The 26942-nt window shown below is 63.8% G+C and carries 34 protein-coding genes; 32 read left to right on the top strand and 2 right to left on the bottom strand.

Annotated features, from left to right (window positions below):
* Positions 1-195 precede the first annotated feature (195 nt).
* Together CXY76_RS14520 and CXY76_RS14515 are read left to right on the top strand one after the other, a co-directional pair.
* Complete coding sequence (locus CXY76_RS14520; protein WP_104165751.1) at positions 196-1278, top strand: NAD(P)-dependent oxidoreductase; 1083 nt, start codon at positions 196-198, stop codon at positions 1276-1278.
* 106 nt (positions 1279-1384) lie between these two features.
* Positions 1385-1876, top strand: a complete 492-nt coding sequence (locus CXY76_RS14515) for a VanZ family protein (RefSeq protein WP_104165749.1) — start codon at positions 1385-1387, stop codon at positions 1874-1876.
* Positions 1877-2244: 368 nt separating this feature from the next.
* On the opposite strand, the gene CXY76_RS14510 is transcribed toward CXY76_RS14515, so the two are convergent.
* Entirely contained in the window at positions 2245-3981 is a 1737-nt protein-coding gene (locus CXY76_RS14510; protein WP_104165746.1) for a DUF4012 domain-containing protein, read from the bottom strand.
* Positions 3982-4276: 295 nt separating this feature from the next.
* On the opposite strand from CXY76_RS14510, the gene CXY76_RS14505 reads away from it, so the two are divergent.
* The 24 genes from CXY76_RS14505 to map all read left to right on the top strand — a co-directional run bounded on the left by CXY76_RS14505 (position 4277) and on the right by map (position 19050).
* Positions 4277-5743, top strand: a complete 1467-nt coding sequence (locus CXY76_RS14505; protein WP_104165744.1) for a sugar transferase — start codon at positions 4277-4279, stop codon at positions 5741-5743.
* 769 nt (positions 5744-6512) lie between these two features.
* Positions 6513-6821 (top strand): 30S ribosomal protein S10, encoded by a 309-nt coding sequence (gene rpsJ / locus CXY76_RS14500; protein WP_035834607.1) that lies wholly within the window; start codon positions 6513-6515, stop codon positions 6819-6821.
* An 8-nt stretch (positions 6822-6829) separates the two neighbouring features.
* The gene (gene rplC, locus CXY76_RS14495) at positions 6830-7489 is read left to right on the top strand and encodes a 50S ribosomal protein L3 (protein WP_088457178.1); all 660 of its coding nucleotides are present in this window, start codon (positions 6830-6832) and stop codon (positions 7487-7489) included.
* Positions 7490-7493: 4 nt separating this feature from the next.
* Positions 7494-8144 carry a 50S ribosomal protein L4 gene (rplD, locus tag CXY76_RS14490; RefSeq protein WP_104165742.1) on the top strand — a complete coding sequence of 217 codons (651 nt, stop codon included), beginning with the start codon at positions 7494-7496 and terminating at the stop codon, positions 8142-8144.
* Positions 8144-8446, top strand: a complete 303-nt coding sequence (rplW, locus tag CXY76_RS14485) for a 50S ribosomal protein L23 (protein WP_088457176.1) — start codon at positions 8144-8146, stop codon at positions 8444-8446. Before rplD ends, rplW begins: the two co-directional genes overlap by 1 nt.
* 25 nt (positions 8447-8471) lie before the next feature.
* Complete coding sequence (gene rplB, locus CXY76_RS14480; RefSeq protein ID WP_104165740.1) at positions 8472-9311, top strand: 50S ribosomal protein L2; 840 nt, start codon at positions 8472-8474, stop codon at positions 9309-9311.
* A 9-nt stretch (positions 9312-9320) separates the two neighbouring features.
* Positions 9321-9602, top strand: coding sequence for a 30S ribosomal protein S19 (rpsS, locus tag CXY76_RS14475; RefSeq protein WP_066597628.1), 282 nt, complete (start codon positions 9321-9323; stop codon positions 9600-9602).
* A gap of 23 nt (positions 9603-9625) precedes the next feature.
* Positions 9626-9991 (top strand): 50S ribosomal protein L22, encoded by a 366-nt coding sequence (gene rplV / locus CXY76_RS14470; RefSeq protein WP_066597626.1) that lies wholly within the window; start codon positions 9626-9628, stop codon positions 9989-9991.
* Complete coding sequence (rpsC, locus tag CXY76_RS14465) at positions 9991-10755, top strand: 30S ribosomal protein S3 (protein WP_066597624.1); 765 nt, start codon at positions 9991-9993, stop codon at positions 10753-10755. Before rplV ends, rpsC begins: the two co-directional genes overlap by 1 nt.
* Complete coding sequence (gene rplP / locus CXY76_RS14460) at positions 10755-11174, top strand: 50S ribosomal protein L16 (protein ID WP_066597622.1); 420 nt, start codon at positions 10755-10757, stop codon at positions 11172-11174. Before rpsC ends, rplP begins: the two co-directional genes overlap by 1 nt.
* A complete protein-coding gene (gene rpmC / locus CXY76_RS19785) occupies positions 11174-11512 on the top strand; it encodes a 50S ribosomal protein L29 (protein ID WP_066597620.1) in 339 nt (112 codons plus the stop codon). The genes rplP and rpmC overlap by 1 nt, the downstream gene beginning before the upstream one ends.
* A 2-nt stretch (positions 11513-11514) precedes the next feature.
* Positions 11515-11808 carry a 30S ribosomal protein S17 gene (gene rpsQ / locus CXY76_RS14450; protein ID WP_104165738.1) on the top strand — a complete coding sequence of 98 codons (294 nt, stop codon included), beginning with the start codon at positions 11515-11517 and terminating at the stop codon, positions 11806-11808.
* 33 nt (positions 11809-11841) lie between these two features.
* Positions 11842-12210 (top strand): 50S ribosomal protein L14, encoded by a 369-nt coding sequence (gene rplN / locus CXY76_RS14445; protein WP_066597616.1) that lies wholly within the window; start codon positions 11842-11844, stop codon positions 12208-12210.
* Positions 12211-12213: 3 nt separating this feature from the next.
* The gene (rplX, locus tag CXY76_RS14440; protein ID WP_088457174.1) at positions 12214-12573 is read left to right on the top strand and encodes a 50S ribosomal protein L24; all 360 of its coding nucleotides are present in this window, start codon (positions 12214-12216) and stop codon (positions 12571-12573) included.
* Positions 12573-13163, top strand: a complete 591-nt coding sequence (gene rplE / locus CXY76_RS14435) for a 50S ribosomal protein L5 (protein ID WP_088457173.1) — start codon at positions 12573-12575, stop codon at positions 13161-13163. Before rplX ends, rplE begins: the two co-directional genes overlap by 1 nt.
* 105 nt (positions 13164-13268) lie before the next feature.
* Positions 13269-13667, top strand: coding sequence for a 30S ribosomal protein S8 (gene rpsH / locus CXY76_RS14430; RefSeq protein WP_066597609.1), 399 nt, complete (start codon positions 13269-13271; stop codon positions 13665-13667).
* Positions 13668-13673: 6 nt separating this feature from the next.
* Entirely contained in the window at positions 13674-14210 is a 537-nt protein-coding gene (rplF, locus tag CXY76_RS14425; protein WP_104165736.1) for a 50S ribosomal protein L6, read from the top strand.
* A gap of 2 nt (positions 14211-14212) precedes the next feature.
* On the top strand, positions 14213-14584 hold the full coding sequence (gene rplR, locus CXY76_RS14420) for a 50S ribosomal protein L18 (RefSeq protein WP_088457171.1): 372 nt from the start codon (positions 14213-14215) through the stop codon (positions 14582-14584).
* The gene (gene rpsE / locus CXY76_RS14415; RefSeq protein ID WP_088457170.1) at positions 14581-15294 is read left to right on the top strand and encodes a 30S ribosomal protein S5; all 714 of its coding nucleotides are present in this window, start codon (positions 14581-14583) and stop codon (positions 15292-15294) included. The genes rplR and rpsE overlap by 4 nt, the downstream gene beginning before the upstream one ends.
* Complete coding sequence (rpmD, locus tag CXY76_RS14410; RefSeq protein ID WP_066597599.1) at positions 15294-15476, top strand: 50S ribosomal protein L30; 183 nt, start codon at positions 15294-15296, stop codon at positions 15474-15476. Before rpsE ends, rpmD begins: the two co-directional genes overlap by 1 nt.
* Positions 15476-16078, top strand: coding sequence for a 50S ribosomal protein L15 (gene rplO, locus CXY76_RS14405; protein ID WP_104165734.1), 603 nt, complete (start codon positions 15476-15478; stop codon positions 16076-16078). Before rpmD ends, rplO begins: the two co-directional genes overlap by 1 nt.
* Positions 16079-16180: 102 nt before the next feature.
* Positions 16181-17503: a preprotein translocase subunit SecY gene (gene secY / locus CXY76_RS14400; RefSeq protein ID WP_104165732.1), complete on the top strand. Its 1323-nt coding sequence runs from the start codon at positions 16181-16183 to the stop codon at positions 17501-17503.
* The gene (locus CXY76_RS14395; RefSeq protein ID WP_104165730.1) at positions 17500-18114 is read left to right on the top strand and encodes an adenylate kinase; all 615 of its coding nucleotides are present in this window, start codon (positions 17500-17502) and stop codon (positions 18112-18114) included. The genes secY and CXY76_RS14395 overlap by 4 nt, the downstream gene beginning before the upstream one ends.
* 99 nt (positions 18115-18213) lie before the next feature.
* Entirely contained in the window at positions 18214-19050 is an 837-nt protein-coding gene (map, locus tag CXY76_RS14390) for a type I methionyl aminopeptidase (protein WP_233199866.1), read from the top strand.
* Positions 19051-19347: 297 nt separating this feature from the next.
* On the opposite strand, the gene CXY76_RS14385 is transcribed toward map, so the two are convergent.
* Positions 19348-21279, bottom strand: coding sequence for a BglG family transcription antiterminator (locus CXY76_RS14385; protein ID WP_104165727.1), 1932 nt, complete (start codon positions 21277-21279; stop codon positions 19348-19350).
* Between the two features lie 166 nt (positions 21280-21445).
* Between CXY76_RS14385 and CXY76_RS14380 the strand changes: the two genes are divergently transcribed.
* The 6 genes from CXY76_RS14380 (at position 21446) to CXY76_RS14355 (ending at position 26939) form a co-directional block, all read left to right on the top strand.
* Positions 21446-21763 (top strand): PTS sugar transporter subunit IIB, encoded by a 318-nt coding sequence (locus CXY76_RS14380; RefSeq protein WP_104165725.1) that lies wholly within the window; start codon positions 21446-21448, stop codon positions 21761-21763.
* 126 nt (positions 21764-21889) lie between these two features.
* Positions 21890-22156: an HPr family phosphocarrier protein gene (locus CXY76_RS14375; RefSeq protein ID WP_104165723.1), complete on the top strand. Its 267-nt coding sequence runs from the start codon at positions 21890-21892 to the stop codon at positions 22154-22156.
* Positions 22157-22169: 13 nt separating this feature from the next.
* The gene (gene ptsP / locus CXY76_RS14370) at positions 22170-23894 is read left to right on the top strand and encodes a phosphoenolpyruvate--protein phosphotransferase (protein WP_104165722.1); all 1725 of its coding nucleotides are present in this window, start codon (positions 22170-22172) and stop codon (positions 23892-23894) included.
* Positions 23891-25348 carry a PTS mannitol transporter subunit IICB gene (locus CXY76_RS14365; RefSeq protein ID WP_104165720.1) on the top strand — a complete coding sequence of 486 codons (1458 nt, stop codon included), beginning with the start codon at positions 23891-23893 and terminating at the stop codon, positions 25346-25348. The genes ptsP and CXY76_RS14365 overlap by 4 nt, the downstream gene beginning before the upstream one ends.
* Complete coding sequence (locus tag CXY76_RS14360) at positions 25348-25788, top strand: PTS sugar transporter subunit IIA (protein ID WP_088457158.1); 441 nt, start codon at positions 25348-25350, stop codon at positions 25786-25788. Before CXY76_RS14365 ends, CXY76_RS14360 begins: the two co-directional genes overlap by 1 nt.
* The gene (locus CXY76_RS14355; protein ID WP_104165718.1) at positions 25785-26939 is read left to right on the top strand and encodes a mannitol-1-phosphate 5-dehydrogenase; all 1155 of its coding nucleotides are present in this window, start codon (positions 25785-25787) and stop codon (positions 26937-26939) included. The genes CXY76_RS14360 and CXY76_RS14355 overlap by 4 nt, the downstream gene beginning before the upstream one ends.
* Positions 26940-26942: the final 3 nt, after the last annotated feature.

The raw sequence follows: 26942 nt of genomic DNA, 5'->3' as shown, positions 1-26942 counted from the left end.
CCGCGCCTTTGTGGCGGGATTCATGCGCGCCAGCGTCGGACGGACGCAACTCCGCGTGATGCCAGTGACTCACCCAGATTGTCGATAGTGTCTTGTTGACGGCGACGGATCAAGAATCCGGAGGCTATGGACTTCGCACCATTAACAGCTGGATGCGAACGTCGGCTCAGATAACTCACGGGGAAGACATTGCAGATGACACGCACTAAGACGGTTCTGATTTCGGGTGGGGCGGGATTCATCGGCACCAGGCTTGCAAAGCGAATTGTCGGTGACTACAAGGTGGTGCTGCTCGACAATCTCCACCCGCAGGTTCACGCAAATAATGCATGGCCAATCGACAGCCCCGCTGAGGCGGTGCAGCTTTTCGGAGACGTCACTGAGGCGGCTGTGTGGAACGCGGCCATCTCTGAGCACCGTCCGGACGTCATCGTGCACCTGGCCGCGGAAACTGGGACCGGACAGTCGCTGACCGAGTCCTACCGCCACGCATCCGTGAACGTTACAGGGACCGCTCGTATGCTCGATGCACTCTCTGCCAGCGGCCATCGTCCGCAGGCAATCGTGCTTGCCTCGTCTCGCGCCGTCTATGGCGAAGGGCAGTGGGCAACTGCCAGCGGCGAGCTCTATTACGCGGCACCTCGGGGTGAGAAGCAGCTTGTGAGTGGCGAGTGGGAGCCCGTCGGGCCGGACGGTGAGGAAGGTCGATCCGTGGCGCACAACGCTACGTCTGTTGAGCCTCGACCCACAAACGTTTACGCAGCCACGAAATTGGCTCAGGAGCACATTCTGTCCTCGTGGTGCGGATCGATGAACGTCCCGCTGCGTATTCTGCGTTTGCAAAACGTGTACGGTGCGGGCCAAGCACTCGAGAACAGCTATACAGGTGTGCTCACCTACTTCGCGCGCCAGGCGATTGCCGGCGAGCCGATCAACGTATACGAAGGCGGCGGAATCGTTCGTGACTTCGTGCACGTTGATGACGTAGTGAGCGCACTTTCGGCCGCGCTCGCGCTTCCCGCTGCGGTCGGATTCTGCCTCGTCGACATCGGGTCGGGATCCGCGGGAACGCTGTTGGACTACGCCAAAGAATTGGCCCAGGTGGCCGGCAGCCCCGCGCCAGAGATAAGCGAACGGTTCCGCCTGGGTGACGTCAGGGCCGCCTACGCTGACATCGCACCGGCTCAGGCGCTCCTCGGTTACGAGCCGGAGGTGTCCTTCCGTGACGGTGTTGTCGGGTTACTCGAGTGGGCACGCATAGGCGCGGAAACCGCTTAGAAGAATTCAGCCGACACCTGTACCTGGGCGTCATCGCAAGTGAGGAGATTGTGGCCGGGGCAAGGGCGACCCGGTCCACGATTGTTCCTGATAAAGGAGTACGTTCGTGAATTCCAACGCACCGCCCAAGAGCCGAGCGCGAGAGTGGCTCGGAGCCCTGACCCTGTCAGGCTATGCGGCCATTATCTTGGTGGCGACCCTTTGGCCCACGCCGCTTGACCAGGGTTATCAAGCGTCAATTGACAAGCTCTTAGCCGTGCTTTATCGCAACGGGGTACCCCTGTGGTTCGGTTACAACAAGCTCGAGTTCTCCGCAAACGTTCTAATGTTCATCCCCCTCGGATTTCTCGTAGCACTACTGCTGCCTGGCCGGATCTGGTGGCTGGCGCTGATCTTGTGCCCGGCCATGTCAATCGCGATCGAGCTGACGCAGGCATTTGCGCTGAGCGCCCGATTTGCCACAGTGACTGATGTGATCTCCAACTCGCTGGGCGCTGTAATCGGCATCATGATTGCAGTCATGTTGCGGGCGATCGTCTACGAGCGTGATCAGAAAGTCATTGCCCTCGCTGCTTGGCGCGCGCAATACATCCGCTAATCAGACTTAGTCAAGAGGGTCTTGCTCCCTTGCTGGCGTGGGTGCCTTCAGCGAATTAGGCAAGCCACTTGGCAGGTGCGTTGCGCTGCCTTGGTTGCATCAGGAATTGGTAGGTAACGCCGTGTGTGCGCGACCGGCCCGGCAGGCGTTCTAGTGCGTTGTGGGCCAAGGTCTTTCTCGTTGGACGCCGCGCCGACCGCGCAGCCGGAAATACGGGAGAGTCTTCCTCACGTCCGTTTGCCCTAACTCGCCTGCGGGTCCTGTTCGTTACACGCCAGGATCCGGCATGTTTACCGCGTCGGCTTGGCGATGGCCGCGATTCGCAGCAACCTGTCGCCGAACACCACTGTGTTGCTGGTATTCAGGCATTACCCGCAACTGCCGGGCACCAGTGTGTGTGACGTCATGTTGACCATCGGGGTACCACGTGCCTCGAGCTGTCCGTAGGCGCCTGGCGCGCCAGTGAACGTAGCGGTTACAACGCTGGTCTCGCCCGGTTTCAGGTAGGCGGTGAATTTTGCGACCGGCCGACCGAGATCATTTGCCCCCGGGTCAATCGATGTTCGTTCACCCTGCATTGGTATCTCGCTGGACGCGAGTGTTGCGCCGACCGGGCCGTATACGAATACCTCAGTGGCGAAGTAGTCGGATCCGAAGTTTTGGGGGCTGATGTAGTCCGGCAGATCGTCCGCCTGGTCCTGCGTGAGATTTGAGTGCAGGGTGACTGAGGTTGTGAAGGTCGGGTTCTCCGGTGCCTCGCAGACGTTTGTGGTGGTCTCTGCCGAGGTCTGTAGGTAGAAGTCGATCTTCGAGGCCGAAACGTCCCGAAAAAAGGTGCCGATGACGGTTGCGTCATCGTTTGTTTTAGGAAGGACTCCCTGGATTCGCGTGCCGTCGAGCAGACTCTGCTCTGCGGGATTTGCGCTCCAAACCATAATGCTGCCCTGGTTGATCCCATCCGTGATCGAGGTGAGCATCGTTTTTATGTCGAAGTCGCCGCCGGTAATACGAGTCAAGATGCTTGAAGCTGCGTTCTGGAAGAACGCATCCACAATGGGGTAGTCGTCATAGCTGCCGTAGCGGAAATAGATCTCGTTCACGAGGAGTGATACGGCGTTGTCGGAGGACAGTAGGTCACCCGAGTTGAGAGGGATCGGACCGGTGGCCTTAAGGATCTGTGCCAGAGCCAACGGATCGATTGAAATGACTCCATCGACGACGGTGCCTTTGTCCCGTGCCCAGAATGACTGCATGATGCTTGCCGCCGTTGGGAAGTCCGGTCGGCTGGTTGAAGTGTTGGGGAACCTGATCAAGTAGTCGGAGTAGAGATCCAGCGCGCTCTGATCCACTTCGACGTCCACAGGGGTTCCATCCTTGAGGTCGTTGCTACCGCCGGCCTGTGCGGATATCGATATCTTCCCCTTATCGACGTTGATCAAGGTGTACGACGCGGCGCTGCCGCCCAGAGCAGTCGATTCAGCGTTGTTCTGGAACGCCAGGAGATAGTTACGAGGCGCATCCTGCCCCAGCACAGCACTGGAGGAGGAGACCATCGGTGCGATTTCTGACACGGTATCGCTGGCCGTTGACACCAATCCTGTGAGCTTGACGACGGCCTCTGAGACGGGCCCGACAGTCATAGCGGTATTGATAGATGCGAGTCGGGTTTTTGAATGTTTGAGTGCACCGTCAGCTGAATTGAGGATGGATTCCGCGCTTGCGAGTGGTGTGAGAAGGTCAATCCCGTCGTCTGTACTGGAAACAGCAGTCATCATGTTCACCAGCTCAATGGACGGAAGCGCAACTTCCTGAATAATCTCGTCGATGCTCTCTGCGGCTGCCCTCACTCCCTTGAGGTTCTCGCCAATCACGGGCACGAATTCAGCAAGGCGCCATGTCAGATCCTTGGTGCCGGCGACCGCGTTGGTCGAGTGCATTCCCAGCTCTGAGCCCGTCTGCGTTAGCGAAGCTGCGTCGAAGGAGCCGGCGTCCGTCTGGACCTTCGCGACAAGTGATTGGGCTGCCTCAAGGTCGTTCTTGACGACAAGGACTCTCGTTGCGAGCCAGGTGACCGAACCAAGAAGGAGAATTCCGGTAACGACCAAGCCAATTCTGAGCCGTCGTTTCGCACTGGACTGCCGACGTTGGTGCCGTGCGTCTGCGCGGTGGGAGCGCGCAGGAGCGCGACGGGAGGCTCGAGGATTCACAGGTCTCACCTTAGGGGAGGGGAGATGTGACAGTCGGGAGCCGCGGTCGCTGGGGCATCGATGGCCCCACAACGGGGTACGCACAAGAGGGCTGAGAAAGGGCTGGGAGGCCAAAAACTGTGGAACGATGAAAACAGGCACGTCCGAAATCACCGTTTCTGGGGTCAGGCGTGCATTCTGATGGGGGAAATGAATGGCAATCGGCGATACACGTACCGCGGGGGTGTTGCGGCGTCGCTCGTGGCAGCGCGCTTACGCAGTGCGGCTATTCAGCACCGACGTAGCGGTGATTCTGGCTGCGGTGTTCGGATCTCAGTTCATCTGGTTTGGACTCGAAACTGTGGAGGTGGCGGCTCCGCAGCCGTTCAGTCTCGGCGCCAGCTACACGGCCGTCTCACTTGTTCTTGTCGTTGCCTGGATGGTCATGCTCGATGTGTTCGCTACCCGGGACCACAAGGTGATCGGCAGTGGCACTCTCGAATACAAGCGGGTTGCCGATGCAACCATTCGACTCTTCGGCCTCTTCGCCATTGTCGCCTTCCTCTTTAAGATCGAAGTAGCACGGGGTTACTTCCTCTTGGCCCTGCCTCTCGGCATGGCGCTGCTGCTTGGTTCCCGCTGGCGCTGGCGCAAGTGGCTGCGCAGGCGCCAGGTAAGAGGCTTCTATCTCTCCCGCGCCCTGCTTATGGGCGAGCGGCGCAAGTCCGCCCATGTGGCGACCACCATCGCCCGCACGCCGGGCTCCGGGCTTCTTCTCGTGGGTGCTCTCACGCGCGAAGGCAGTTTCAGCAAAGGGCCGATCAACGGGGTTCCGATCGCCGGAGATTACGCCGATCTGCTTACCGCCGTCGACGAGACCAACGCCGACACCGTGATCCTCACCGGCGCCGATGACATCGACCCCGAGGACATGCGACGCGTGGGCTGGGAGCTTGAGGCCCGCGACGTGGAGCTGATCGTGGCGCCGGCACTCACCGACATCGCCGGGCCCCGCATCCATTCACGGCCCGTGGCCGGCATGCCGCTCATCCATGTGAGCTACCCGCAGTTCGAGGGCGCGAAGCGGGTGACCAAGCGCACCTTCGACATCGTCGGGTCGGCGTTGCTCATTCTGCTCAGCTCGCCCGGGCTCATCGGGGTGGCCGTCGCGGTGAAGCGCTCCAGCCCCGGCAACATCGTCTACCGGCAGGAACGCATCGGCCGGCACGGCGCCACGTTCGGCATGTACAAGTTCCGCTCGATGGTGCAGGATGCCGACGACCAGCTGGAGAGCCTGCTCGACGCTCAGGGCACCTCGGACACCCCGTTGTTCAAGGTCACCAACGACCCGCGCATCACCCCGGTTGGCAAGATCCTGCGCAAGTACTCCATCGACGAGCTGCCGCAGCTGTTCAACGTGTTGTTCGGTGAGATGAGCCTGGTGGGCCCGCGCCCCCAGCGCGCCGCCGAGGTGGCCCTCTACGACGATGCCGCGCACCGCCGGCTGATCATGAAGCCGGGCATGAGCGGGCTCTGGCAGGTCAGCGGCCGGTCGAACCTGAGCTGGGAAGACAGCATCCGCCTGGACCTGTACTACGTGGAGAACTGGTCGCTCACGGCCGACATCCTGATTCTGTGGCGCACGGTGCGTGCTGTGGTTACTCCCGAGGGCGCCGTTTAGGCGGATGGTGGAGGGGTCTCGACAGGCTCGACCAACGGTTGGGTTGCGGGGTCTCGACAGGCTCGACGAACGGTGGGGTTGCGGGGTCTCGACAGGCTCGGCCAACGGTTGGGTTGGGGGTCTCGACAGGCTCGACCAACGGTTGGGTTGCGGGTCTCGACAGGCTCGACCATCGGTGGGTTGAGGGGTCTCGACAGGCTCGACCAACGGGTGGGTTGCGGGGTCTCGACAGGCTCGACCAACGGCTGGCGGTGGGGTCTCGACAGGCTCGACCAACGGTTGGGGAGCTCGCCCATCGGAGGGGTTTGGACAGGCTCGAGCAGGGGATAAATTCGGGGGTCTCCACAAGCTCGACCAGCGAATCGACGTAGCTGAACTTCCGCGGAACGACGCGGATCGCGCGACACGCCCAACGCGACACGCCCGGGTTGCACAATGACCTATTCCTGTGGCAGACTCTTCTAGTTCAACACTTTCGGATCGCGCTGCACGCGAGACCGGAATCACTACCAGGCAGTGCATAGCTCGCCCCTTGAGGGTCGGAGTTAGGCCGCGGGTAGCAGAACGAAGCTTAAATCAACTTCTTGGATGCCTGGGTAAAACCATGTCATCCGCCAGGTTTCGGCCTGGGGGAGTTGGCTCGAGAAGGTCGGATCCCCGGCCGGATCGAAATTGACAGATGAACAGTGGTGCGATAGCAGCAGTGCTACTACGGCGTCCAATGCAGCCCTCGGGATGTAAGAAGCCTTGACAAGAAAGAGAGTTCGACATGGCGGGACAGAAAATCCGCATTCGACTTAAGTCGTATGACCACGAGGTCATCGACATCTCGGCGCGCAAGATCGTCGACACCGTCACCCGTGCGGGTGCAACCGTTGTCGGCCCCGTGCCGCTTCCGACCGAGAAGAACGTGGTGTGTGTCATCCGTTCCCCTCACAAGTACAAGGACAGCCGGGAGCACTTTGAAATGCGCACCCACAAGCGTCTGATCGACATCATTGACCCGACGCCGAAGGCCGTCGACTCGCTTATGCGTCTCGACCTCCCGGCAGACGTCAACATCGAGATCAAGCTCTAGGGCCCGCGATGTCGTACGCAGATACCAAGACCACCAAGGGCCTCCTCGGCAAGAAGCTCGGCATGACTCAGGTGTGGGACGAGAACAACAAGCTTGTTCCCGTTACCGTCATCGAGATCTCGCCGAACGTCGTCACCCAGATCCGCACGAAGGACATCGACGGCTACGCCGGCGTCCAGATTGCCTCTGGCGCCATCGACCCCCGCAAGGTGAACAAGCCGTCCGCAGGACACTTCGAGAAGGCCGGCGTCACGCCGCGCCGTCACGTTACCGAGCTCCGCACCGCGGATGCCGCTGACTACACCCTGGGCCAGGAGCTCACCGTTGACGGTGTGTTCGTTGCCGGCACCAAGGTTGACGTCATGGGCACTTCCAAGGGCAAGGGCTTCGCCGGTGTTATGAAGCGTCACAACTTCAAGGGTGTTTCCGCTTCGCACGGTTCGCACCGCAACCACCGCAAGCCCGGTTCCATCGGTGCCTCCTCGACCCCCAGCCGTGTCTTCAAGGGCATGCGCATGGCCGGTCGTATGGGTGGCGAGCGCGTGACCGTGCTTAACCTCAAGGTTCACGCGATCGACGCCGACAAGGGCCTCATCCTGGTCAAGGGTGCCGTTCCCGGCGCCAAGGGCCGCCTCGTATTCGTCCGCACCGCAGTGAAGGGAGCGTAGTCCTATGGCTACCGCACTCGACCTCATCGATGCCAACGGCAAGAAGGCCGGCTCCGTTGAGCTGCCCGCCGAAATCTTCGACGTCCAGACCAACATCCCGCTGATTCACCAGGTCGTTGTCGCGCAGCTCGCTGCCGCACGCCAGGGAACGCACAAGGTAAAGAGCCGCGGAGAAGTTTCCGGTGCCGGTCGCAAGCCGTTCAAGCAGAAGGGAACCGGTCGCGCTCGTCAGGGCTCGATCCGTGCCCCTCAGATGACCGGTGGTGGCATCGTCCACGGACCGACCCCGCGCAGCTACGACCAGCGCACCCCGAAGAAGATGATTGCCGCCGCGCTCAAGGGTTCACTCTCTGACCGCGCCCGTGGCGACCGTCTGCACGTGGTGACCGCGCTGTTCTCGGCCGAGACGCCCAGCACCAAGGGCGCCATCACGCTGCTCACCCAGATCGCCAGCAGCAAGCACGTGCTGGTCGTTCTCGAGCGCACCGACGAGATGACTCTCCGCAGCATCCGCAACCTCCCGACGGTGCACGTGCTGTCGTGGGACCAGCTGAATGCCTATGACGTTCTCGTCTCTGACGACATCGTCTTCACCAAGGGCGCGTTTGACGCGTTCGTGGCGCACAAGACCAAGAAGGAAGAGGTGTCCGCATAATGGCTACCCCGATTCAAAAGGACCCCCGCGACGTCATCATCGCTCCGGTCGTCTCTGAAAAGAGCTACGGCCTGATCGACGAGGGCAAGTACACCTTCATCGTGGACCCGCGTTCGAACAAGACCGAAATCAAGCTGGCGATCGAGAAGATCTTCAAGGTTGAGGTTGCGTCGATCAACACCATGAACCGCATCGGCAAGACTCGCCGTACCAAGTTCGGCATGGGTAAGCGCAAGGACACCAAGCGTGCCATCGTCACGCTCAAGTCCGGTTCCATCGACATCTTCACGGCCGTCGGCTAAGCGGCCAGGACTAGAGGAATAAGAAATGGCTATTCGTAAGTACAAGCCCACGACCCCCGGTCGTCGCGGTTCATCTGTTGCGGACTTCGCAGAGATCACCCGTTCGACGCCCGAGAAGTCGCTGCTTCGTCCGCTGTCCAAGACCGGTGGTCGTAACAACCAGGGTCGCATCACGACGCGTCACATCGGTGGTGGCCACAAGCGCCAGTACCGCGTGATCGACTTCAAGCGCAACGACAAAGACGGCGTCAACGCCAAGGTCGCTCACATCGAGTACGACCCCAACCGCACGGCGCGCATCGCGCTGCTGCACTTCCTGGACGGCTCCAAGCGCTACATCATTGCGCCGAACAAGCTGAACCAGGGCGACATCGTCGAGTCGGGTGCCGGTGCTGACATCAAGCCCGGCAACAACCTGCCGCTGAAGAACATCCCCACCGGTACCATCATTCACGCCATCGAGATCCGTCCGGGTGGTGGCGCCAAGCTGGCCCGCTCCGCCGGAGTGTCGGTTCGCCTGGTCGCGAAGGATGGCATCTACGCCCAGCTGCGCCTGCCGTCCGGAGAAATCCGTAACGTCGACGCCCGCTGCCGTGCCACGATCGGCGAGGTCGGCAACGCCGAGCAGTCGAACATCAACTGGGGCAAGGCCGGCCGTATGCGCTGGAAAGGCGTTCGCCCGACTGTTCGTGGTGTTGCCATGAACCCGGTCGACCACCCGCACGGTGGTGGTGAGGGTAAGACGTCCGGTGGACGTCACCCCGTCAGCCCCTGGGGCCAGAAGGAAGGGCGCACCCGCCACCCGAACAAGGAAAGCGACAAGCTCATTGTTCGTCGCCGTACCGTCGGCAAGAAGCGTAAGTAGGAGTAGACGATGCCAAGAAGTCTTAAGAAGGGCCCCTTCGTTGACGACCACCTGCTTCGCAAGGTTGTCAAGGCGAATGAAGCCTCAAGCAAGAACGTAATCAAGACCTGGTCGCGCCGTTCGATGATCATCCCCGACATGCTCGGGCACACCATCGCGGTTCACGACGGTCGCAAGCACATCCCGGTGTTCGTCACCGAGAGCATGGTTGGGCACAAACTCGGTGAGTTTGCTCCCACCCGCACCTTCCGTGGTCACGTGAAGGATGACAAGAAGGGTCGTCGCCGCTAACGCGGTGACGTGAAGGAGGAGAAATGGTGGAGTCGATCGCACGCGTGCGTCACATCCGCGTTACCGCCCAGAAGGCCCGTCGCGTTGTCAACCTGATTCGTGGCAAGCAGGCGCACGAAGCGCTGGGAATTCTCAAGTTCGCGCCGCAGGGCGCGTCCGACCCCGTGTACAAGCTGGTCGAATCGGCCATCGCGAACGCACGGGTCAAGGCCGATGCTGCGAACGAGTTCCTGGACGAACAGGATCTGTTCATCTCCCAGGCATTCGTCGACGAGGGCACGACGCTCAAGCGTTTCCAGGCCCGCGCACAGGGTCGCGCATTCCAGATCAAGAAGCGTACGAGCCACATCACTGTTGTGCTCGCCACTCCTGAGGAGGGTACGAAGTAATGGGTCAGAAAGTAAACCCGTATGGCTTCCGTCTGGGAATCACGACCGACCACGTGTCGCGTTGGTTCTCTGACAGCACGAAGCCGGGCCAGCGTTACAGCGACTTCGTCGCTGAAGACGTCAAGATCCGCCGCCTGTTGAGCACCAGCCTCGACCGCGCCGGCGTTTCCCGCATCGAGATCGAGCGCACCCGCGATCGTGTCCGTGTCGACATTCACACCGCCCGTCCGGGCATCGTGATCGGTCGTCGCGGCGCGGAAGCAGAGCGCATCCGGTCCGACCTTGAAAAGCTCACCGCCAAGCAGATCCAGCTGAACATCCTCGAGGTCAAGAACCCCGAGCAGGATGCACAGCTCGTCGCGCAGGGCATCGCAGAGCAGCTCTCCGCTCGTGTGGCTTTCCGCCGCGCGATGCGTAAGGGCCTGCAGGGCGCCCAGCGCGCCGGCGCCAAGGGTGTTCGCATCCAGGTGTCCGGTCGTCTCGGTGGCGCTGAGATGAGCCGTTCGGAGTTCTACCGCGAAGGCCGTGTGCCGCTGCACACCCTGCGCGCGAACATCGACTACGGCTTCTACGAAGCCAAGACCACCTTCGGCCGCATCGGCGTGAAGGTCTGGATCTACAAGGGCGACATCACCAACAAGGAACTCGCTCGCGAGCAGGCCAACGCTAAGTCGTCCCGCCCCGAGCGTCGTGACGACCGTCCCCGCCGTGCGCCTCGCGCAGAGGGCGCGGCTCCGGTTGCAGCAGGAGTTGAGGCTAAATAATGTTGATTCCCCGCAGAGTTAAGCACCGCAAGCAGCACCACCCCGGCCGTACCGGCCACGCAACCGGTGGTACCACTGTTTCGTTCGGCGAGTATGGCATTCAGGCCCTCACCCCCGCGTACGTGACCAACCGTCAGATCGAGTCCGCTCGTATCGCCATGACGCGTCACATCAAGCGTGGCGGCAAGGTCTGGATCAACATCTACCCGGACCGCCCGCTCACCAAGAAGCCTGCCGAAACCCGCATGGGTTCCGGTAAGGGTTCGGTCGAGTGGTGGGTCGCGAACGTCAAGCCGGGCCGCGTGCTCTTCGAGCTTTCCGGTGTCTCTGACACCGTTGCTCGCGAAGCGCTCACCCGTGCAATTCACAAGCTGCCCCTCAAGGCACGCATCATCAAGCGCGAGGAGGGCGACGCATAATGGCGATCGGATCCAAGGAGCTCGCCTCAGTCGAGCTCGACACCTTTGAAAACGAACGACTGTTCGACGAGCTGAAGAAGGCCAAGGAAGAGCTGTTCAACCTGCGCTTCCAGTCGGCCACCGGCCAGCTCGAAAGCCACGGCCGCCTCCGCGCGGTCAAGCGGGACATTGCACGCATCTACACGGTTCTCCGTGAGCGCGAGCTGGGCATTCGTGCCACTCCCGTCGCAGTCGAGGCTCCGGCCAAGGCTGAGAAGAAGACGACCAAGAAGGCCAAGGCCAAGGACGCATCCACGGATGCTCCCGAGGCTGACGCCGTCGAGACGAAGGAGGCCTAATCATGGCGAAGACTGACGAAACGGTCGTCCCCGCCGAGGCTCTCGTGCGCGGCTACCGCAAGACGATGCGTGGTTACGTGACCAGCGACAAGATGGATAAGACCATCGTTGTCGAGGTCGAAGACCGCGTGAAGCACCCCCTGTACGGCAAGGTCATCCGCCGTACGTCCAAGCTGAAGGTTCACGACGAGGCGAACGCTGCCGGAGTCGGCGACCTGGTCCTGATCAGCGAAACTCGCCCGCTGAGCGCTACCAAGCGCTTCCGCCTGGTCGAGATTCTCGAGAAGGCCAAGTAAGCCTCGCGCTTACTTGATAGAAGGAGTTAGAAAGTGCTTCAGCAAGAATCACGACTCAAAGTTGCCGACAACACCGGTGCCAAGGTCCTGTTGACGATCCGTGTTCTCGGTGGCTCCGGCCGTCGTTACGCCGGACTGGGTGACGTTATCGTCGCCACCGTCAAGGACGCCATCCCGGGCGGCAACGTCAAGAAGGGTGACGTCGTCAAAGCCGTCATCGTTCGCGTCAAAAAGCAGACCCGTCGTCCAGACGGCTCGTACATCAAGTTCGATGAGAACGCCGCAGTGATCTTGAAGGCTGACGGAGACCCTCGTGGTACCCGTATCTTCGGACCGGTCGGTCGCGAACTCCGCGACAAGAAGTTCATGAAGATCATTTCGTTGGCACCGGAGGTTATCTAAATCATGGCCAGAATCAAGAAGGGTGACCTCGTTGAGGTCATCACCGGCCGCACCCAGGCTCGCGGCGGAGACCGTGGCAAGCAGGGTCGTGTGCTCGAGGTACAGGTCGAGAAGAACCGCGTCCTGATCGAAGGAATCAACTTCGTCAAGAAGCACGTTCGCGTCGGCCAGACCCAGCGCGGTTCCAAGACCGGCGGCATCGAGACTGTGGAAGCATCGATTCACGCTTCCAACGTCGCGCTCGTCGACCCGGAGACCAAGAAGCCGACCAAGGTCGGGTTCCGTCTCGAAGAGGTAACGAAGGACGGCGTCACCAAGACGGTCCGCGTTCGTTACGCCAAGAAGAGCGGTAAGGACCTCTAATGACTGACATCGCAACCGAGGGCGCAAAGCCCGTCGTTCTGCCGCGTCTCAAGCAGAAGTACCGCGAAGAGATCTCCCTGCAGCTCGCCAAGGACCTGGGTTTCACCAACGTCCACCAGGTACCCAACCTGACGAAGATCATCGTCAACATGGGTGTCGGCGAGGCAGCACGCGACGGCAAGATCATGGATGGCGCCGTCGCCGACCTCACCAAGATCACCGGCCAGAAGCCGCAGGTCACCAAGGCACGCAAGTCCATCGCGCAGTTCAAACTGCGTGAAGGACAGCCCATTGGCACGCACGTCACACTTCGTGGCGACCGCATGTGGGAGTTCCTCGACCGGCTGCTCAGCCTCGCCCTGCCCCGTATCCGCGACTTCCGCGGCCTCTCGGACAAGCAGTTCGACGGCGCCGGCAACTACACGTTCGGTCTCACGGAGCAGGTCATGTTCCACGAGATCGACCAGGACCGGATCGACCGTGTTCGCGGTATGGACATCACTGTTGTGACGACCGCCAAGAACAACGACGAGGGTCGCGCGCTGCTCAAGGCGCTCGGCTTCCCGTTCAAGACGGCCGAGAACTCCTAAACTAGCTTTACCCCGGGGGCCGGACAACCGTTCGGCCCCCTCCACCACCACAGGTCGTCATCCGTGTAACGGGTGCACGAAACCAGGCGAGAAAGGCACCACAAAATGACAATGACAGATCCGGTCGCAGATATGCTGACCAGACTGCGCAACGCTAACTCGGCGTACCACGACACAGTGTCGATGCCGCACAGCAAGCTCAAGGCGCACATCGCAGACATCCTCAAGGCACAGGGTTATATCTCTGCCTGGGATGTCAAGGATGCAGAGGTCGGAAAGACCCTCACGCTGAACCTCAAGTTCGGCCCCAACCGCGAGCGTTCCATCGTCGGCATCAAGCGGGTTTCCAAGCCCGGCCTGCGCGTGTACGCAAAGTCGACTGAGATCCCCACGGTTCTCGGCGGCCTCGGCGTTGCCATCCTGTCCACCTCCAGCGGTCTGCTCACCGACCGCCAGGCTGAGAAGAAGGGCGTAGGCGGAGAAGTTCTCGCCTACGTGTGGTAGCCGACAATGTCACGTATTGGAAGACTTCCGATCGAGATCCCCGCGGGTGTCACGGTCGAAGCTAACGGCCAGGCCGTTAGCGTCAAGGGTCCGAAGGGCGAGCTCGCGCTCACCGTCGCCAACCCCATCGAGGTTCAGGTCACCGATGGCCAGGTTCTGGTCACCCGTCCCGACGACGAGCGCAACTCGCGTTCGCTGCACGGACTGACTCGTACCCTGATCGCCAACCAGATCATCGGCGTCACCGTGGGTTACACCAAGGGACTCGAGATCGTCGGTACCGGTTACCGCGTTGCGCAGAAGGGCACCTCCGTTGAGTTCGCCCTTGGCTTCTCGCACCCGGTCATCATCGAACCGCCGGTTGGTATCGCACTGATCGTCGAGGGCGTTAACAAGCTCACGGTCAGCGGTATCGACAAGCAGGCGGTCGGCGAGGTCGCCGCAAACATCCGTAAGATTCGCAAGCCAGAGCCCTACAAGGGCAAGGGTGTGCGTTACGCCGGCGAGATTGTTCGCCGCAAGGCCGGAAAGAGTGGTAAGTAACCATGGGTCTCGGAACTAGAGGAAAAAGCAAGTCGGCTGCCCGCGGACGCAGGCACGCACGTCTTCGCAAGAAGATCGAGGGGACCGCGCTTCGTCCGCGTCTCGTCGTCACCCGCTCGGCTCGCCACGTATTCGTGCAGGTCGTTGACGACAGCAAGGGTTTCACCCTCGCGTCGGCGTCGACTCTCGAAACCGGTCTGCGCACCTTCGATGGTGACAAGACCGCCAAGGCCCACAAGGTCGGCGAACTCGTCGCTGAGCGTGCGAAGGCCGCCGGCATCGAAGCCGTCGTATTTGACCGTGGTGGCAGCAAGTACGCAGGACGCGTCGCAGCCATCGCCGAAGGAGCCCGAAAGGGAGGGTTGGACCTGTGAGCACTGAATCCAGTAGCACCGCAGCAGCGAAAGAGGCTGACGTCGTCACTGAAGTTCCGGTGGAAACCGCAGCTTCGACCACTCCGCCCCAGAACGAGCCTCGTGAGGCTCGCCGTGGTGGCCGTGAGCGCAGCCCGAACCGTGAGCGCGGAAGCCGTGACGCCGAGAAGAGCCAGTTCCTCGAGCGCGTCGTCACGATCAACCGTGTTTCCAAGGTCGTCAAGGGTGGTCGTCGCTTCAGCTTCACCGCTCTGGTCGTCGTCGGAGACGGTAACGGCCTGGTAGGCGTTGGTTACGGTAAGGCCCGCGAGGTCCCGACCGCAATCAGCAAGGGCGTCGAGGAAGCGAAGAAGAACTTCTTCCGCGTTCCCCGCGTCGGCCTGACCATCCCGCACCCCGTTCAGGGTGAAGCAGCTGCCGGAGTCGTTCTTCTCCGTCCGGCCGCAGCAGGTACCGGCGTTATCGCCGGTGGCCCGGTGCGCGCCGTACTCGAATGCGCCGGCATCCACGACGTGCTGAGCAAGTCGCTCGGTTCGTCGAACACCATCAACATCGTGCACGCCACGGTGGAGGCCCTGCACCAGCTCGAAGAGCCTCGTGCAGTCGCGGCTCGCCGTGGCCTTCCCTACGAAGACGTGGCTCCGGCCCGTTTTCTGCGTGCCGACGCGGCTGCAGCAGCAGCCGCCGCAAGCGCGAAGGCAGGTGCCTAATGGCTCAGCTGAAGATTACGCAGATCAAGTCCAAAATTAGTGAGAAGCAGAACCAGCGCGACACACTTCGCAGCCTGGGCCTGCGTCGCATTGGCGCCGTCACGATCCGCGAGGACAACTCGCAGAACCGTGGCTACGTCAACACCGTTGCTCACCTTGTGAAGGTCGAGGAGATTGACTAATGGCTGACGAGAAGGAAGCTACCGAGAAGGTAGCAACCAAGCCCGCCGCTAAGAAGGCCGCCGCCCCCAAGGCGACGACCACGAAGGCTGCTGCAGCCAAGGCTCCGGCCAAGACTGCTGCCGCCAAGAAGGCCGCCGCGCCGACTGAGCCCACTGAGGCCCGTCCGCAGGTTCTGAAGGTTCACCACCTTCGTCCCGCGCCCGGATCGAAGAAGGACAAGCAGCGCGTTGGCCGTGGTGAAGGATCCAAGGGTAAGACCGCGGGTCGTGGAACCAAGGGCACCAAGGCGCGCTACACCGTGCGTATCGGCTTCGAGGGTGGGCAGATGCCTCTGCACATGCGCACCCCGAAGCTGCGCGGGTTCAAGAACCCGTTCCGCGTCGAGTACCAGGTTGTAAACCTGGAGCGCCTCGCCGAGCTGTACCCGACCGGCGGCGATGTAACCATCGCTTCACTGGTCGCAAAGGGTGCAGTTCGCGACAACGAGAAGGTCAAGGTTCTCGGCAATGGTGACATTGCGGTTAAGCTGACTGTTGCAGTCGATAAGGTCTCCCGCTCAGCAGAGCAGAAGATCGTCGCAGCAGGTGGCTCGATCAAGTAGTAAGACCCGTAGACGAGATCGAGCTTGTCGAGCCTGCTCAGCGATTAAAGCGCTGGTGCTGACTCGGCAAGCTCGTTCTTTGTTACTAACTGGAGGCCTTTTTTGTTTAGCGCCATTGCGCGGATATTCCGCACGCCGGACCTTCGTAAGAAGATCGGGTTCACCCTGGGCATCGTCGCCCTGTTCCGTCTGGGCTCGTTCATCCCCGCCCCGTTCGTGGACTTCGGCAACGTGCAAGCCTGTCTTGCAGCGAACCAGGGAACGAGCGGCCTCTACGAGCTCGTGAACCTGTTCAGCGGTGGCGCCTTGCTGCAGCTGTCAGTCTTCGCGCTGGGGATCATGCCGTACATCACGGCCTCCATCATCGTGCAGCTTCTGCGCGTTGTAATCCCACACTTTGAGACCCTCTACAAGGAGGGTGCGGCGGGCCAGTCCAAGCTCACGCAGTACACCCGGTACCTCACCATCGCCCTGGGCATCCTGCAGTCGACCACGCTGATCACCGTGGCCCGCAGCGGCGCCCTGTTCGGCACCTCGGCCTCCTCCGAGTGCTCGCAGCTGCTCACCAACGACGCCTGGTACGCCATCATGCTGATGGTCATCACCATGACCGCCGGTACCGGCGTGATCATGTGGATGGGTGAAATGATCACCGAGCGCGGCATCGGCAACGGAATGTCGCTGCTGATCTTCACGTCGATCGCCGCCCAGTTCCCCAACTCGCTGATCTCCATCGCCCAGCAGAAGGGCATCGAGGTCTTCCTGGTCGTTCTCGCCATCGGCCTCGTGGTCGTGGCCGGTGTGGTCTTCGTCGAACAGTCGCAGCGCCGCATCCCGGTGCAGTACGCCAAGCGCATGGTGGGTCGCCGCACCTACGGCGGCAACAACACGTACATCCCGATCAAGGTGAACATGGCCGGCGTTGTGCCCGTCATCTTCGCGTCGTCGCTGCTGTACCTGCCGGCCCTGATCGCGCAGTTCAACCAGCCCGCCGCCGGCGAGACGCCGCAGGCCTGGGTCACCTGGGTGACCAACAACCTCACGCAGGGCAGCCACCCGCTGTACATGGCGTTCTACTTCCTGCTCATCGTGGGCTTCACCTACTTCTACGTTGCGATCACCTTCAACCCCGAAGAGGTCGCCGACAACATGAAGAAGTACGGCGGCTTCATCCCCGGCATCCGTGCCGGCCGGCCCACCGCCGAGTACCTGGACTACGTGCTCACCCGGGTGACCCTGCCCGGTGCGCTGTACCTCGGCCTCATCGCCCTGATCCCGCTTCTCGCGTTCTCGCTGATCGGTGCCGACCAGAACTTCCCGTTCGGTGGCGCCAGCCTCCTGATCATCGTCGGCGTCGGCCTGGAGACGGTCAAGCAGATCGACTCCCAGCTGCAACAGCGTCACTACGAAGGGCTCCTGCGATGACCCGTCTTCTCGTGATCGGTCCCCCCGGGGCCGGCAAGGGCACCCAGGCCGTGCGCCTGGCCGAAGCCTTCGGTATTCCCGCCGTGTCCACCGGCGACATCTTCCGGCACAACGTGAAGACCGAAACCGAGCTGGGCCTGCAGGTCAAGGCGTTCATCGAGGCCGGTAAGTACGTGCCCGACTCGCTGACCAACGAGATCGTCGCCGACCGACTCAAAGAGTCGGATGCCCGTGGCGGCTTCCTGCTCGACGGCTACCCGCGCACCACCGAGCAGGTACTCGAGCTCGACCGCCTGCTCGAGGCCGACGGCACGTCGCTCGACGCCGTGGTGCAGCTCGTCGCCGACACCGACGAGGTCGTCGCCCGGCTGCTCAAGCGGGCCGCCGAGCAGGGCCGCGCCGATGACACCGCCGAGGTCATCCGGCACCGTCTCGACGTGTACGAAGAGCAGACCGCACCGCTGATCGACCTGTACGACAAGCGCGGCGTCGTGGTCACCATCGACGGCCTCGGCGCCGTCGACCAGGTCACCGACCGCATCGTGGCGGCGCTGGCCGAACGTGGACTGCACGCCGTCGGGCCCACCGACTCCGTGGCCGCGTCCGTCTGAATTTGCTGTGATGGGGCGTCGGCTTCGGTCGGCGCCCTTTCGTTTTTCACCCGGGCGCTTTTCCGGCGCCCGCTCCGCACGACGACTTAGTTTGCAGGTATGACCGTGGCCCTTCGCCGCTCCATCTACAAGTCCCCGGCGCAGATGCGCCTGATGCTGGCCCCCGGCCTGGCGACCGCTGCGTCGCTCGTGGCGGCCCGGGAAGCCATGCAGGTGGGTGTCTCCACCCTCGACGTGGATGCGGCCGCTGAGGCCGCCATTGTGGCCCTGGGCGGCAAGCCCAACTTCAAGCTCGAACAGGGCTACTTCCACACCGTGTGCGCCTCGGTGAACGACGACGTGGTGCACGGCATCCCGAACGGGCGCAAGCTCGGCGCCGGCGACATCGTGTCGATCGACAGCGGCGCGATCATCGACGGCTGGAACGGCGACGCGGCGTTCACGTTCGTGCTTCCGGACCCCTCGCGACCCGAGGTCGTCGCGGAGCGCGAGGAGCTCTCACGGGTGACCGAGCAATCGCTCTGGCACGGCATCGCCCGCCTGGCCGAGGCCCGGCACCTCAACGAGGTCGGCGAGGCCATCGAGGACTACATCGAGTCGCAGGGCACCTACGGGATCCTCACCGACTACGTGGGCCACGGCATCGGCAAGTCGATGCACGAGGCACCGCCGGTGTTCAACTACCGGGTGCGCCAGAAGGGCCCGGACGTGAAGCCCGGCCTGGTCGTGGCGATCGAACCGATGGTGGTGCTCGGCGACATCGAGACCTACACCCGTGACGACGACTGGACCGTGGCCACCAGCGACGGCAAGGCCGCCGCGCACTGGGAGCACAGCGTCGCCGTGCACAAGGACGGCATCTGGGTGCTCACCGCCGAAGACGGCGGCGCCGCGGGCCTGGCCCAGTTCGGCATCACCCCCGTTCCGCTGGCCTAACGGTCCCGGCTCCCGCCAGCCGGTTACCGCGCCTGCGGGGCCCCGCCGCCCGTTGCGCTCGTCTTCGGAGGTCCGCCGATTGTTGGTCGAGCGTGTCGAGACCTGGTGACCTGTGGTCGCGAACGTGCCCGTGTCGCGGGATCTCGACAGGCTCGATCAGCGGATGGCCACAGGTTCGGACGGCATCCGCGTGTAACTGTTACCCGTGCGGACTTTTGCACCCGGTGTGCCGGGACCAATTGTCCGTTGCGGGAACAGTTAGCCACAGACGACGACGAGCAGCGGGGTAGCGCGGAGCTAGGCGTCCATCACGTGGACGAGCTCGTCGATGAAGGACGCGAAGTCGACGGAGCGCTTGATCAGGCGCTGCACCTCGAGGCGGTCGGAGAAGACCTCCACGAACTGGTCGAACACCGCCTGGAAGGTGCTGCGGCCGGCGGCGCTGAACGCGATCAGCGCGACGACGTTGACCCGGTTGTCACCCCAGTCCATCGGGGCGTCGTTGATCACGATGGCGATGGAAGTCTGCTTGGCGCTCATCGCCATGGCATGCGGCACGGCGAGGTTGTCGGTGAACGCGGTGGAGGACATGAGCTCCCGCTCGATGGCGCCGTCCACGTAGCTCTGGTCGATGATGCCGCGCGCCATCATGCGCTCGCCCAGCGCGGTGATCATCGCGGTCTCGTCCGGGGCGTAGAAGTTGCGGGAGAACAACGACTCGTCGAAGAACTGCAGCAGGTCGTCCTTCAGGCGCGCGCGCCGGCGCATCCGTCGCACCCGGCTGGCGTGCTGGCGGATGCGCTCGATGTCGTTCTGGGTGAGGAACGGCTGGATCACGATGACCCCGTCGGCGTGCAACTGCGGGTCGATGGTGGTGAGCACCAGATCGGCGTCGAGCGCGTCCCAGTCCACATCGGAGCGGGTGATCACCGCGACGACCTCGAGGTCGTCGCCGAGGACCCGCTCGATGCGTTCGCGCAGCAGCACGTGCATGTCGTAGTAGTTGGGGCACACGATCGCGCAGGTCACCAGCTCCACCCGGCGCACCTGCTGCTCGAGGTGCGCGCCCACGTGCATGGCGATGTAGGCGATCTCGTCGTCGTTGATCAGGATTTGCTCGGCGCGCTGCAACTGGCTGGCGATGTACACGGCCAGCTCGTAGATCAGCGGATACGAGGTCTTGATCGACCGGGTGAGCGGATTGCGGGAGTACGACTTGTCGTGCGCCCGGTTGATCAGATTGCGCACGTGCAGGGTCAGCCGCACGATGAAGTCCTCATCGTCGAGGTCGACGAGGTACTCCTGGCTTGCCCGGTCCACGATGGCGCGCATCATCGCGAGCTCCTCCGGCCGCACATAGCTCTCGATGAGGGTCTCGGCGGGCTGGTCGTGGCCGGGGGTGATCACCCGGGTGGTGAGCAGGAACGCCAGGTAGGCGAGGTCGCCGCTGCCCAGGCTTACGTCGAAGTGCTTTGTGATCAGGCCGGACAACGAGGTGGCCAGCTCCGACGGCGGCTCGGCGACGGCCGGCGCGGGGGAGAGGTGCTTGGTGACCCTGTCGATCGCGATGGCCACGTGCAGCAGCACGTTGTTGATGCCGTACTCGTTGACGAAGTAGCCCTGGCCGTCGAGCATCTCGATGAGGTCGGTCTTGAACGCGCTCAGGCTGTCGGCGCCGGCCTGCCCCGAGGTGAACTCGCGCTGGATCGTCTCCAGGTCGATCATGCCGCGGGCGCTCTCCTCGCGGAACATTCGGCTGAGCAGCCGGCGCCGGTCGGTCTCGGAGCCGGTGAGGGTGACGACGCTGCCGTGCCGCACCAGGGCCAGGCCGCTGTCGGGCAGCATCAGCCGCACCCGGGCCAGGTCGGCTTCCACTGTGGAGTCGCTGACGAAGTTCTCGGCGGCCAGCTCGTAGACGTCGAGACCGTCGGGCGATTCGGTGAGCCGCCGCACCAGGCTGGAGAGCCGTTGCTGCGGGGTGTCCGCATCCGCCTCGCGCACCTTGCTCCGGTGCTGGGCGGTGAAGCTGGCGAATTCGTCGCGGTTGAGCCGGTAGCCGGCGGTGCCGGATTCGATGACGGTGAGCGGATGCGCGGCCGCCTTCACCGCGGTGACATAGCTGCGCACGCTGCGCGGGGTGACCCCCAGGCGGTCAGCAAGTTCGCCTGCCGTGATCCAGCTGGATGTCTGGGACAGGAAGTCCAGCATCCGCGTCTGCTTATCACTCATCGTGCGCAACTCCATTGTCTCAAGAGTAGTCAAGCAGAGTACGGGCCCGGCACGGTAGGGCTCCGGCTTGTTTCCGCACCCTGCGGAAAAACGTCTGGTGGCGCCGGAAGTCTGGAGAGAGGACAGTAAGTGTTGCATTCAAAAGATCGATGAAAGGAAAGAATCAATGAAGATTCTCATCGTGTGTGGTGCCGGAGCGTCCAGCGCATTCGTGGCGCACAGGCTGCGGGTCACCGGCAAGGAACGCGGGCTCACCCTCGCGGTCGTCGCCGGCAGTGAATCCGAACTGCCGTCCTCGCTCGACACCATCGACGTCCTCCTGGTCGGTCCCCACCTCGCCCCCCGCTTCGAGCGCATCAGCGCCCAGGCCAAAGAGCGCGGCGTCGGCGTGGCCCTGCTGCCCGAATCGGTGTTCACAGCGCGCGACGGCGCCGTGGCACTCGACCTGGCCGTGGATGCCCACCACGAACGGTCCTGGGTCTGACCTACAGGTCAGCCGTACCGTTCACCCCTGATTGTTGTGCCGGCCGCCGCCGGCTGCCCGCACGAAGCCGGACCTCGACTGAGGCCCCGGTGACACTCCCGCACGTTGGAAAGGCAGGCGCGACACATGGTCGAACGCACCGTACAGATCGGATCGACGCACGGGCTGCACGCGCGCCCCGCGAAACTCTTCACGAAGGCCGCCGCCGCCGCCGGCGCACCGGTCACCCTGCAGAAGGGAGACGGCAAGGCGGTCAACGCCGCCAGCATCCTCGGCGTCATCTCGCTGGGCATCAACCACGGTGACAGCGTCACCCTGGCCACCGACGGCGACAACGCCGACTCCGTGCTCGACGGCCTCGTCGAGCTCCTCCTCACCGACCACGACGCCTAGACGGGACGCGCGCATGATTGAGCTGCAGGGCATCGGGATCGGGCAGGGCGTCGCCATCGGCCGGGTCCTGCGCATGCCCGCACCCCTGCCGGAGCCGGTCAGCACCCGCAGCGCCCTCGAGCCGGAAGCCGAACTGGCCCGGGCGACCGCGTCGATGCACACCGTCGCCGAAGACCTCGAAGCCCGGGGCGAGCGCGCCGGCGGTACCGCCCAGGAGGTGCTCGAGGCCCAGGCCATGATGGCCGAGGACCCCACCCTCATCGAGGAGGTCACCGCCAGGCTGCACAAGCACCAGACCGCCGAACGCGCCGTGTTCGAGGCCTTCGCCACCTTCCGCGACCAGCTGCTGGCCCTAGGCGGCTACCTCGGTGAACGTGCCGCCGACCTCGACGACGTGGCCCAGCGGGTCATCGCGAACCTCGCCGGCCTGCCCGCGCCGGGCGTACCCGACCCCGAAGAGGCCTTCGTTCTCGTCGCTCACGACCTCGCCCCCGCCGACACGGCCCTGCTCAACCTCGACAAGGTGCTCGGCCTGATCACCATCGACGGCGGACCCACCTCGCACACCGCCATCCTGGCCCGGGAGAAGTCGATCACCGCGATCGTGGGCACCCACGCGGCCGCGCAGCTCGCCGACGGCGACGAGGTCATCATCGACGCCGCCAACGGCATCGTGCTCGTGGCCCCCACCGCCAAACAACTCGCCGAAGCCCGCGCCCGCATCCTGGCCCGCGAGGCCCGCGCGCTGGCCCCGATCGGCCCGGGCAAGCTCGCCGACGGCACCAGCGTTCCGTTGCTGGCCAACCTCGGTTCGGCGGATGGCGCCGCCAAGGCCGTCGCCCTCGGCGCCGAAGGTGTGGGCCTGTTCCGCACCGAGTTCCTCTTCCTCGACTCCACTTCCGCCCCCACCGTGACCCAGCAGCGCGAACAGTACGAGCGGATGCTGCGCGAATTCCCCGGCCGCAAGGTCGTCGTTCGGGCGCTCGACGCCGGCGCCGACAAGCCCCTGGCGTTCCTCAACGACGCCGCTGAGGAGAACCCCGCCCTGGGTCTGCGGGGCCTGCGTGCCCTGCGCGCCAGCGAGGACATCCTGCGCGAACAGCTCACCGCCCTCGCCGAAGCCGACGCGGCCACCGACGCCGACCTCTGGGTGATGGCGCCGATGGTCTCCACCGTGGAGGAGGCGGCCTACTTCACCGTCCTCGCCCACGAACTGGGCCTGAAGACGGCCGGGGTCATGGTCGAGGTGCCGAGCGCGGCGCTGCTGGCCGACCGCATCCTGGCGCACACCGACTTCGCGTCGATCGGCACCAACGACCTCACCCAGTACACCCTTGCGGCCGACCGGATGCTCGGTAGCGTCGCCGCGTTCCAGGACCCGTGGCACCCCGCGGTGCTGCGCCTGGTGGGCGAGGTCGGCGCCGCCGGCGCGAGCCTCGGCAAGCCCGTCGGTGTCTGCGGCGAGGCCGCGGCCGACCCGCTGCTCGCCGTGGTGCTTGTGGGCCTCGGCGCCACCACCTTGTCGATGTCGGCTTCGGCCCTCGCCGACGTTCGGGCCTCCCTGGCCGACTTCACACTCGAGCAGGCCCGGCACCTCGCCGCGGCCGCTCTGTCCGCCGACGGCGCAGCATCCGCTCGCGCCGCGGCAACCGCAATCGCACACAGCTACACCAGCACCGCCCCCACCGGCACGGGCCCTACCGTGCTTGCAACCCCCGAGAGAGGTACACAGAAATGACAACGACGTCTGTCACCGAGAAGAAGGGCGCGAGGGTCCACGTACAGGCCTTCGGCACCTTCTTGAGCGGCATGATCATGCCCAACATCGCGGCGTTCATCGCGTGGGGCATCATCACCGCCTTCTTCATCCCCACCGGCTGGACCCCGAACGAGACCCTGGTCACGCTCGTCGACCCGATGATCTTGTACCTACTGCCGTTGCTGATCGCCAACACCGGCGGCCGGATGGTCTACGGCACCCGCGGTGGAGTGATCGCCTCGATCGCCACCATGGGTGTCATCGTGGGCAGCTCGATCCCGATGTTCATCGGCGCCATGATCGTCGGCCCGCTGTCCGCATGGATCCTGATGAAGGTCGACAAGATCTGGGCCGGCAAGATCCGCCCCGGCTTCGAGATGCTGGTGGACAACTTCTCCGCCGGTATCCTCGGCTTCGCCCTGGCGCTGGGTGCGTTCTTCGGAATCGCCCCGCTGGTCACCGGCCTGAGCGCCTTCCTCGAGACCATCGTGGACTGGCTCATCGTCAACGGCCTGCTGCCGATCGCGTCGATCTTCATCGAACCGGGCAAGATCCTCTTCCTCAACAACGCCATCAACCACGGCGTGCTCACCCCCATCGGTGTGCAGCAGGTCCAGGAGTCCGGCAAGTCCATCCTGTTCCTGCTCGAGGCGAACCCCGGCCCCGGCCTGGGCATCCTGCTCGCGTTCTCGTTCTTCGGCGTCGGCCTGGCCCGCGCGAGTGCACCCGGCGCGATCATCATCCAGTTCCTCGGTGGCATCCACGAGATCTACTTCCCGTACGTGCTGATGAAGCCGATGATGGTGCTCGCCGCCATCGGTGGCGGCATGACCGGTGTTGCCGTGAACGTCGCCTTCCAGACCGGCCTGCGCGCCCCCGCCTCGCCCGGCAGCATCATCGCCGTGCTGGCGCAGACGCCGGCAACCGACTTCATCGGCGTGATCCTCTCGGTCATCGCCTCTGCCGGTGTCTCGTTCGCGATCGGTGGTGTCATCCTCCGCGCCAGCCGCAAGAAGGACCTCGCCGCTGAGAACGACAACGAACTGGCCGCCGCGATCGCCAAGACCGAAGCCAACAAGGGCAAGTCCAGCTCCATTCTGGGCAACCTCGGCGCCTCGGCCACGACCGGCACCGCAGTGAAGAACATCGTCTTCGCTTGCGACGCCGGCATGGGCTCCAGCGCCATGGGCGCCTCGGTGCTGCGCAACAAGATCAAGAAGGCCGGCATCGAAGGGGTCACGGTGACCAACCAGGCCATCGCGAACCTCGACGGCACCGCCGACCTCGTGATCACCCACCAGGACCTGACGGACCGGGCCCGCGGCAAGAGCCCCAAGTCGGTTCACGTGTCGGTGGACAACTTCATGAACAGCCCCAAGTACGACGAGGTCGTACAGTCCCTCCAGGGCACCAACGAAGGAGTTATCAAGTAATGACCCAGAGCATTCTGGAACCGCAGAACGTGGTGGCCGCCGGCGCGGCCACCACCCGCGACGAGGCCATCCGTGAGGCCGGTGCCCTGTTGGTCGCCGCCGGAGCGGTGAAGCAGGAGTATGTCGACTCGATGTTCGAGCGCGAGAACTCCGTCTCCACCTACATGGGTAACTTCCTGGCGATCCCGCACGGCACCAACGACGCGAAGGAGTCGATCGTGCGATCGGCTCTCTCGCTGGTGCGGTACGCGGAACCGATCGACTGGGACGGCCAGCCCGTCAAGTTCGCGGTCGGCATCGCCGGCCTGAACAACGAACACCTGGAGATCCTCTCCAAGATCGCCGTCGTCTTCTCCGACGAGGACGAAGTACAGAAACTGATCGACGCTGGTTCGCAGGACGAGATCTTCGCCCTGCTCGAGGAGGTAAACGCAGAATGAAAGCCATTCACTTCGGCGCGGGCAACATCGGCCGCGGCTTCGTAGGTCTTTTGCTCCATGAGGCCGGTTATGAGGTTGTCTTCGCCGATGTGAATGCCCCTCTCATTGAGGCGCTGCAGCAGGCGCCGTCGTACACGGTGCACGAGGCGGGGGAGACCCCCACCGACAAGGTGGTCGACAACTTCCGTGCTCTCAACAGCGCCACCCACGAAGCGGATCTCATCAACGAGATCGCCACGGCGGATGCTGTCACCACCGCCGTGGGCCCCACCGTGCTGCGGTTCGTGGCCCCGGTCATCGCGGCGGGCCTGGCCCGCCGCGAGGCCGGGTTGCCCCCGCTGGCCGTGATGGCCTGCGAGAACGCGATCAACGCCACCGATGTGCTCGCCGAGCAGGTCTGGGCCAACGTGCCCGAGAGCGAGCGCGCGGCCTTGGCCGGCCGGGTGGCCTTCGCCAACACGGCCGTGGACCGCATCGTTCCCGGCCAGGCCGCCGATGCGGGCATCGACGTCACTGTCGAGGCCTTCTACGAGTGGGTCATCGAGAGTCCCGCGTTCGGCGGCACCCCGCCGGTGATCCCCGGCGCCACGTTCGTTGAGGACCTCGCGCCCTACATCGAGCGCAAGCTCTTCACTGTGAACACCGGGCACGCCACCGTCGCCTACCTCGGCACCCAGGCCGGCGTCTCCAAGCTCTCCGACGCCCTGCTGGTGCCGTCCGTCGCGGATGGTGCCCGCCGGGTGCTCGAAGAGACCAGCGCCCTCCTGGTGGCCAAGCACGGCCTCGACGAGGACACCCAGCGTGCCTACCGCCAGAAGATCCTCGGCCGGTTCGCGAACCCTTCGCTGCCGGACACCGTCGAACGCGTCGGCCGTCAGCCGCTGCGCAAGCTCAGCCGGCACGAACGCTTCATCGGCCCGGCCGCCGAGATCGCCGAACGGGGCACCCGCCCGGTGGCGCTGCTCGAGGCGATCGCCGCGGCCCTCCGCTTCGACGTTGCCGACGACGAGCAGAGCGTTGAGCTGCAGCGGATGCTCGCCACCGACTCCGCCGAGACCATCGTGAGCACCGTCTGCGGGCTCGAGGCCACGCATCCGCTCTACGCCGATGTGCTCGAGGTCGTGCGAGCGGCTACGAGAGTACAGGGATGAATT

The sequence above is a fragment of the Cryobacterium sp. N22 genome (genome assembly GCF_002929555.1).
Lineage (GTDB): Bacteria > Actinomycetota > Actinomycetes > Actinomycetales > Microbacteriaceae > Cryobacterium.
This window is presented reverse-complemented; position numbering and strand designations above follow the sequence as displayed.

What these genes read in the sequence shown, in the direction of transcription:
- CXY76_RS14520 (WP_104165751.1), top strand. Translation starts at nt 196, where the DNA reads ATGACACGCACTAAGACGGTTCTGATTTCGGGTGGGGCGGGATTCATC.
- CXY76_RS14505 (WP_104165744.1), top strand. Translation starts at nt 4,277, where the DNA reads ATGGCAATCGGCGATACACGTACCGCGGGGGTGTTGCGGCGTCGCTCG.
- rpsJ (WP_035834607.1), top strand. Translation starts at nt 6,513, where the DNA reads ATGGCGGGACAGAAAATCCGCATTCGACTTAAGTCGTATGACCACGAG.
- rplC (WP_088457178.1), top strand. Translation starts at nt 6,830, where the DNA reads ATGTCGTACGCAGATACCAAGACCACCAAGGGCCTCCTCGGCAAGAAG.
- rplD (WP_104165742.1), top strand. Translation starts at nt 7,494, where the DNA reads ATGGCTACCGCACTCGACCTCATCGATGCCAACGGCAAGAAGGCCGGC.
- rplW (WP_088457176.1), top strand. Translation starts at nt 8,144, where the DNA reads ATGGCTACCCCGATTCAAAAGGACCCCCGCGACGTCATCATCGCTCCG.
- rplB (WP_104165740.1), top strand. Translation starts at nt 8,472, where the DNA reads ATGGCTATTCGTAAGTACAAGCCCACGACCCCCGGTCGTCGCGGTTCA.
- rpsS (WP_066597628.1), top strand. Translation starts at nt 9,321, where the DNA reads ATGCCAAGAAGTCTTAAGAAGGGCCCCTTCGTTGACGACCACCTGCTT.
- rplV (WP_066597626.1), top strand. Translation starts at nt 9,626, where the DNA reads ATGGTGGAGTCGATCGCACGCGTGCGTCACATCCGCGTTACCGCCCAG.
- rpsC (WP_066597624.1), top strand. Translation starts at nt 9,991, where the DNA reads ATGGGTCAGAAAGTAAACCCGTATGGCTTCCGTCTGGGAATCACGACC.
- rplP (WP_066597622.1), top strand. Translation starts at nt 10,755, where the DNA reads ATGTTGATTCCCCGCAGAGTTAAGCACCGCAAGCAGCACCACCCCGGC.
- rpmC (WP_066597620.1), top strand. Translation starts at nt 11,174, where the DNA reads ATGGCGATCGGATCCAAGGAGCTCGCCTCAGTCGAGCTCGACACCTTT.
- rpsQ (WP_104165738.1), top strand. Translation starts at nt 11,515, where the DNA reads ATGGCGAAGACTGACGAAACGGTCGTCCCCGCCGAGGCTCTCGTGCGC.
- rplX (WP_088457174.1), top strand. Translation starts at nt 12,214, where the DNA reads ATGGCCAGAATCAAGAAGGGTGACCTCGTTGAGGTCATCACCGGCCGC.
- rplE (WP_088457173.1), top strand. Translation starts at nt 12,573, where the DNA reads ATGACTGACATCGCAACCGAGGGCGCAAAGCCCGTCGTTCTGCCGCGT.
- rpsH (WP_066597609.1), top strand. Translation starts at nt 13,269, where the DNA reads ATGACAATGACAGATCCGGTCGCAGATATGCTGACCAGACTGCGCAAC.
- rplF (WP_104165736.1), top strand. Translation starts at nt 13,674, where the DNA reads ATGTCACGTATTGGAAGACTTCCGATCGAGATCCCCGCGGGTGTCACG.
- rplR (WP_088457171.1), top strand. Translation starts at nt 14,213, where the DNA reads ATGGGTCTCGGAACTAGAGGAAAAAGCAAGTCGGCTGCCCGCGGACGC.
- rpmD (WP_066597599.1), top strand. Translation starts at nt 15,294, where the DNA reads ATGGCTCAGCTGAAGATTACGCAGATCAAGTCCAAAATTAGTGAGAAG.
- rplO (WP_104165734.1), top strand. Translation starts at nt 15,476, where the DNA reads ATGGCTGACGAGAAGGAAGCTACCGAGAAGGTAGCAACCAAGCCCGCC.
- CXY76_RS14395 (WP_104165730.1), top strand. Translation starts at nt 17,500, where the DNA reads ATGACCCGTCTTCTCGTGATCGGTCCCCCCGGGGCCGGCAAGGGCACC.
- map (WP_233199866.1), top strand. Translation starts at nt 18,214, where the DNA reads ATGACCGTGGCCCTTCGCCGCTCCATCTACAAGTCCCCGGCGCAGATG.
- CXY76_RS14385 (WP_104165727.1), bottom strand. Translation starts at nt 21,279, where the DNA reads ATGAGTGATAAGCAGACGCGGATGCTGGACTTCCTGTCCCAGACATCC.
- CXY76_RS14380 (WP_104165725.1), top strand. Translation starts at nt 21,446, where the DNA reads ATGAAGATTCTCATCGTGTGTGGTGCCGGAGCGTCCAGCGCATTCGTG.
- CXY76_RS14375 (WP_104165723.1), top strand. Translation starts at nt 21,890, where the DNA reads ATGGTCGAACGCACCGTACAGATCGGATCGACGCACGGGCTGCACGCG.
- ptsP (WP_104165722.1), top strand. Translation starts at nt 22,170, where the DNA reads ATGATTGAGCTGCAGGGCATCGGGATCGGGCAGGGCGTCGCCATCGGC.
- CXY76_RS14365 (WP_104165720.1), top strand. Translation starts at nt 23,891, where the DNA reads ATGACAACGACGTCTGTCACCGAGAAGAAGGGCGCGAGGGTCCACGTA.
- CXY76_RS14360 (WP_088457158.1), top strand. Translation starts at nt 25,348, where the DNA reads ATGACCCAGAGCATTCTGGAACCGCAGAACGTGGTGGCCGCCGGCGCG.
- CXY76_RS14355 (WP_104165718.1), top strand. Translation starts at nt 25,785, where the DNA reads ATGAAAGCCATTCACTTCGGCGCGGGCAACATCGGCCGCGGCTTCGTA.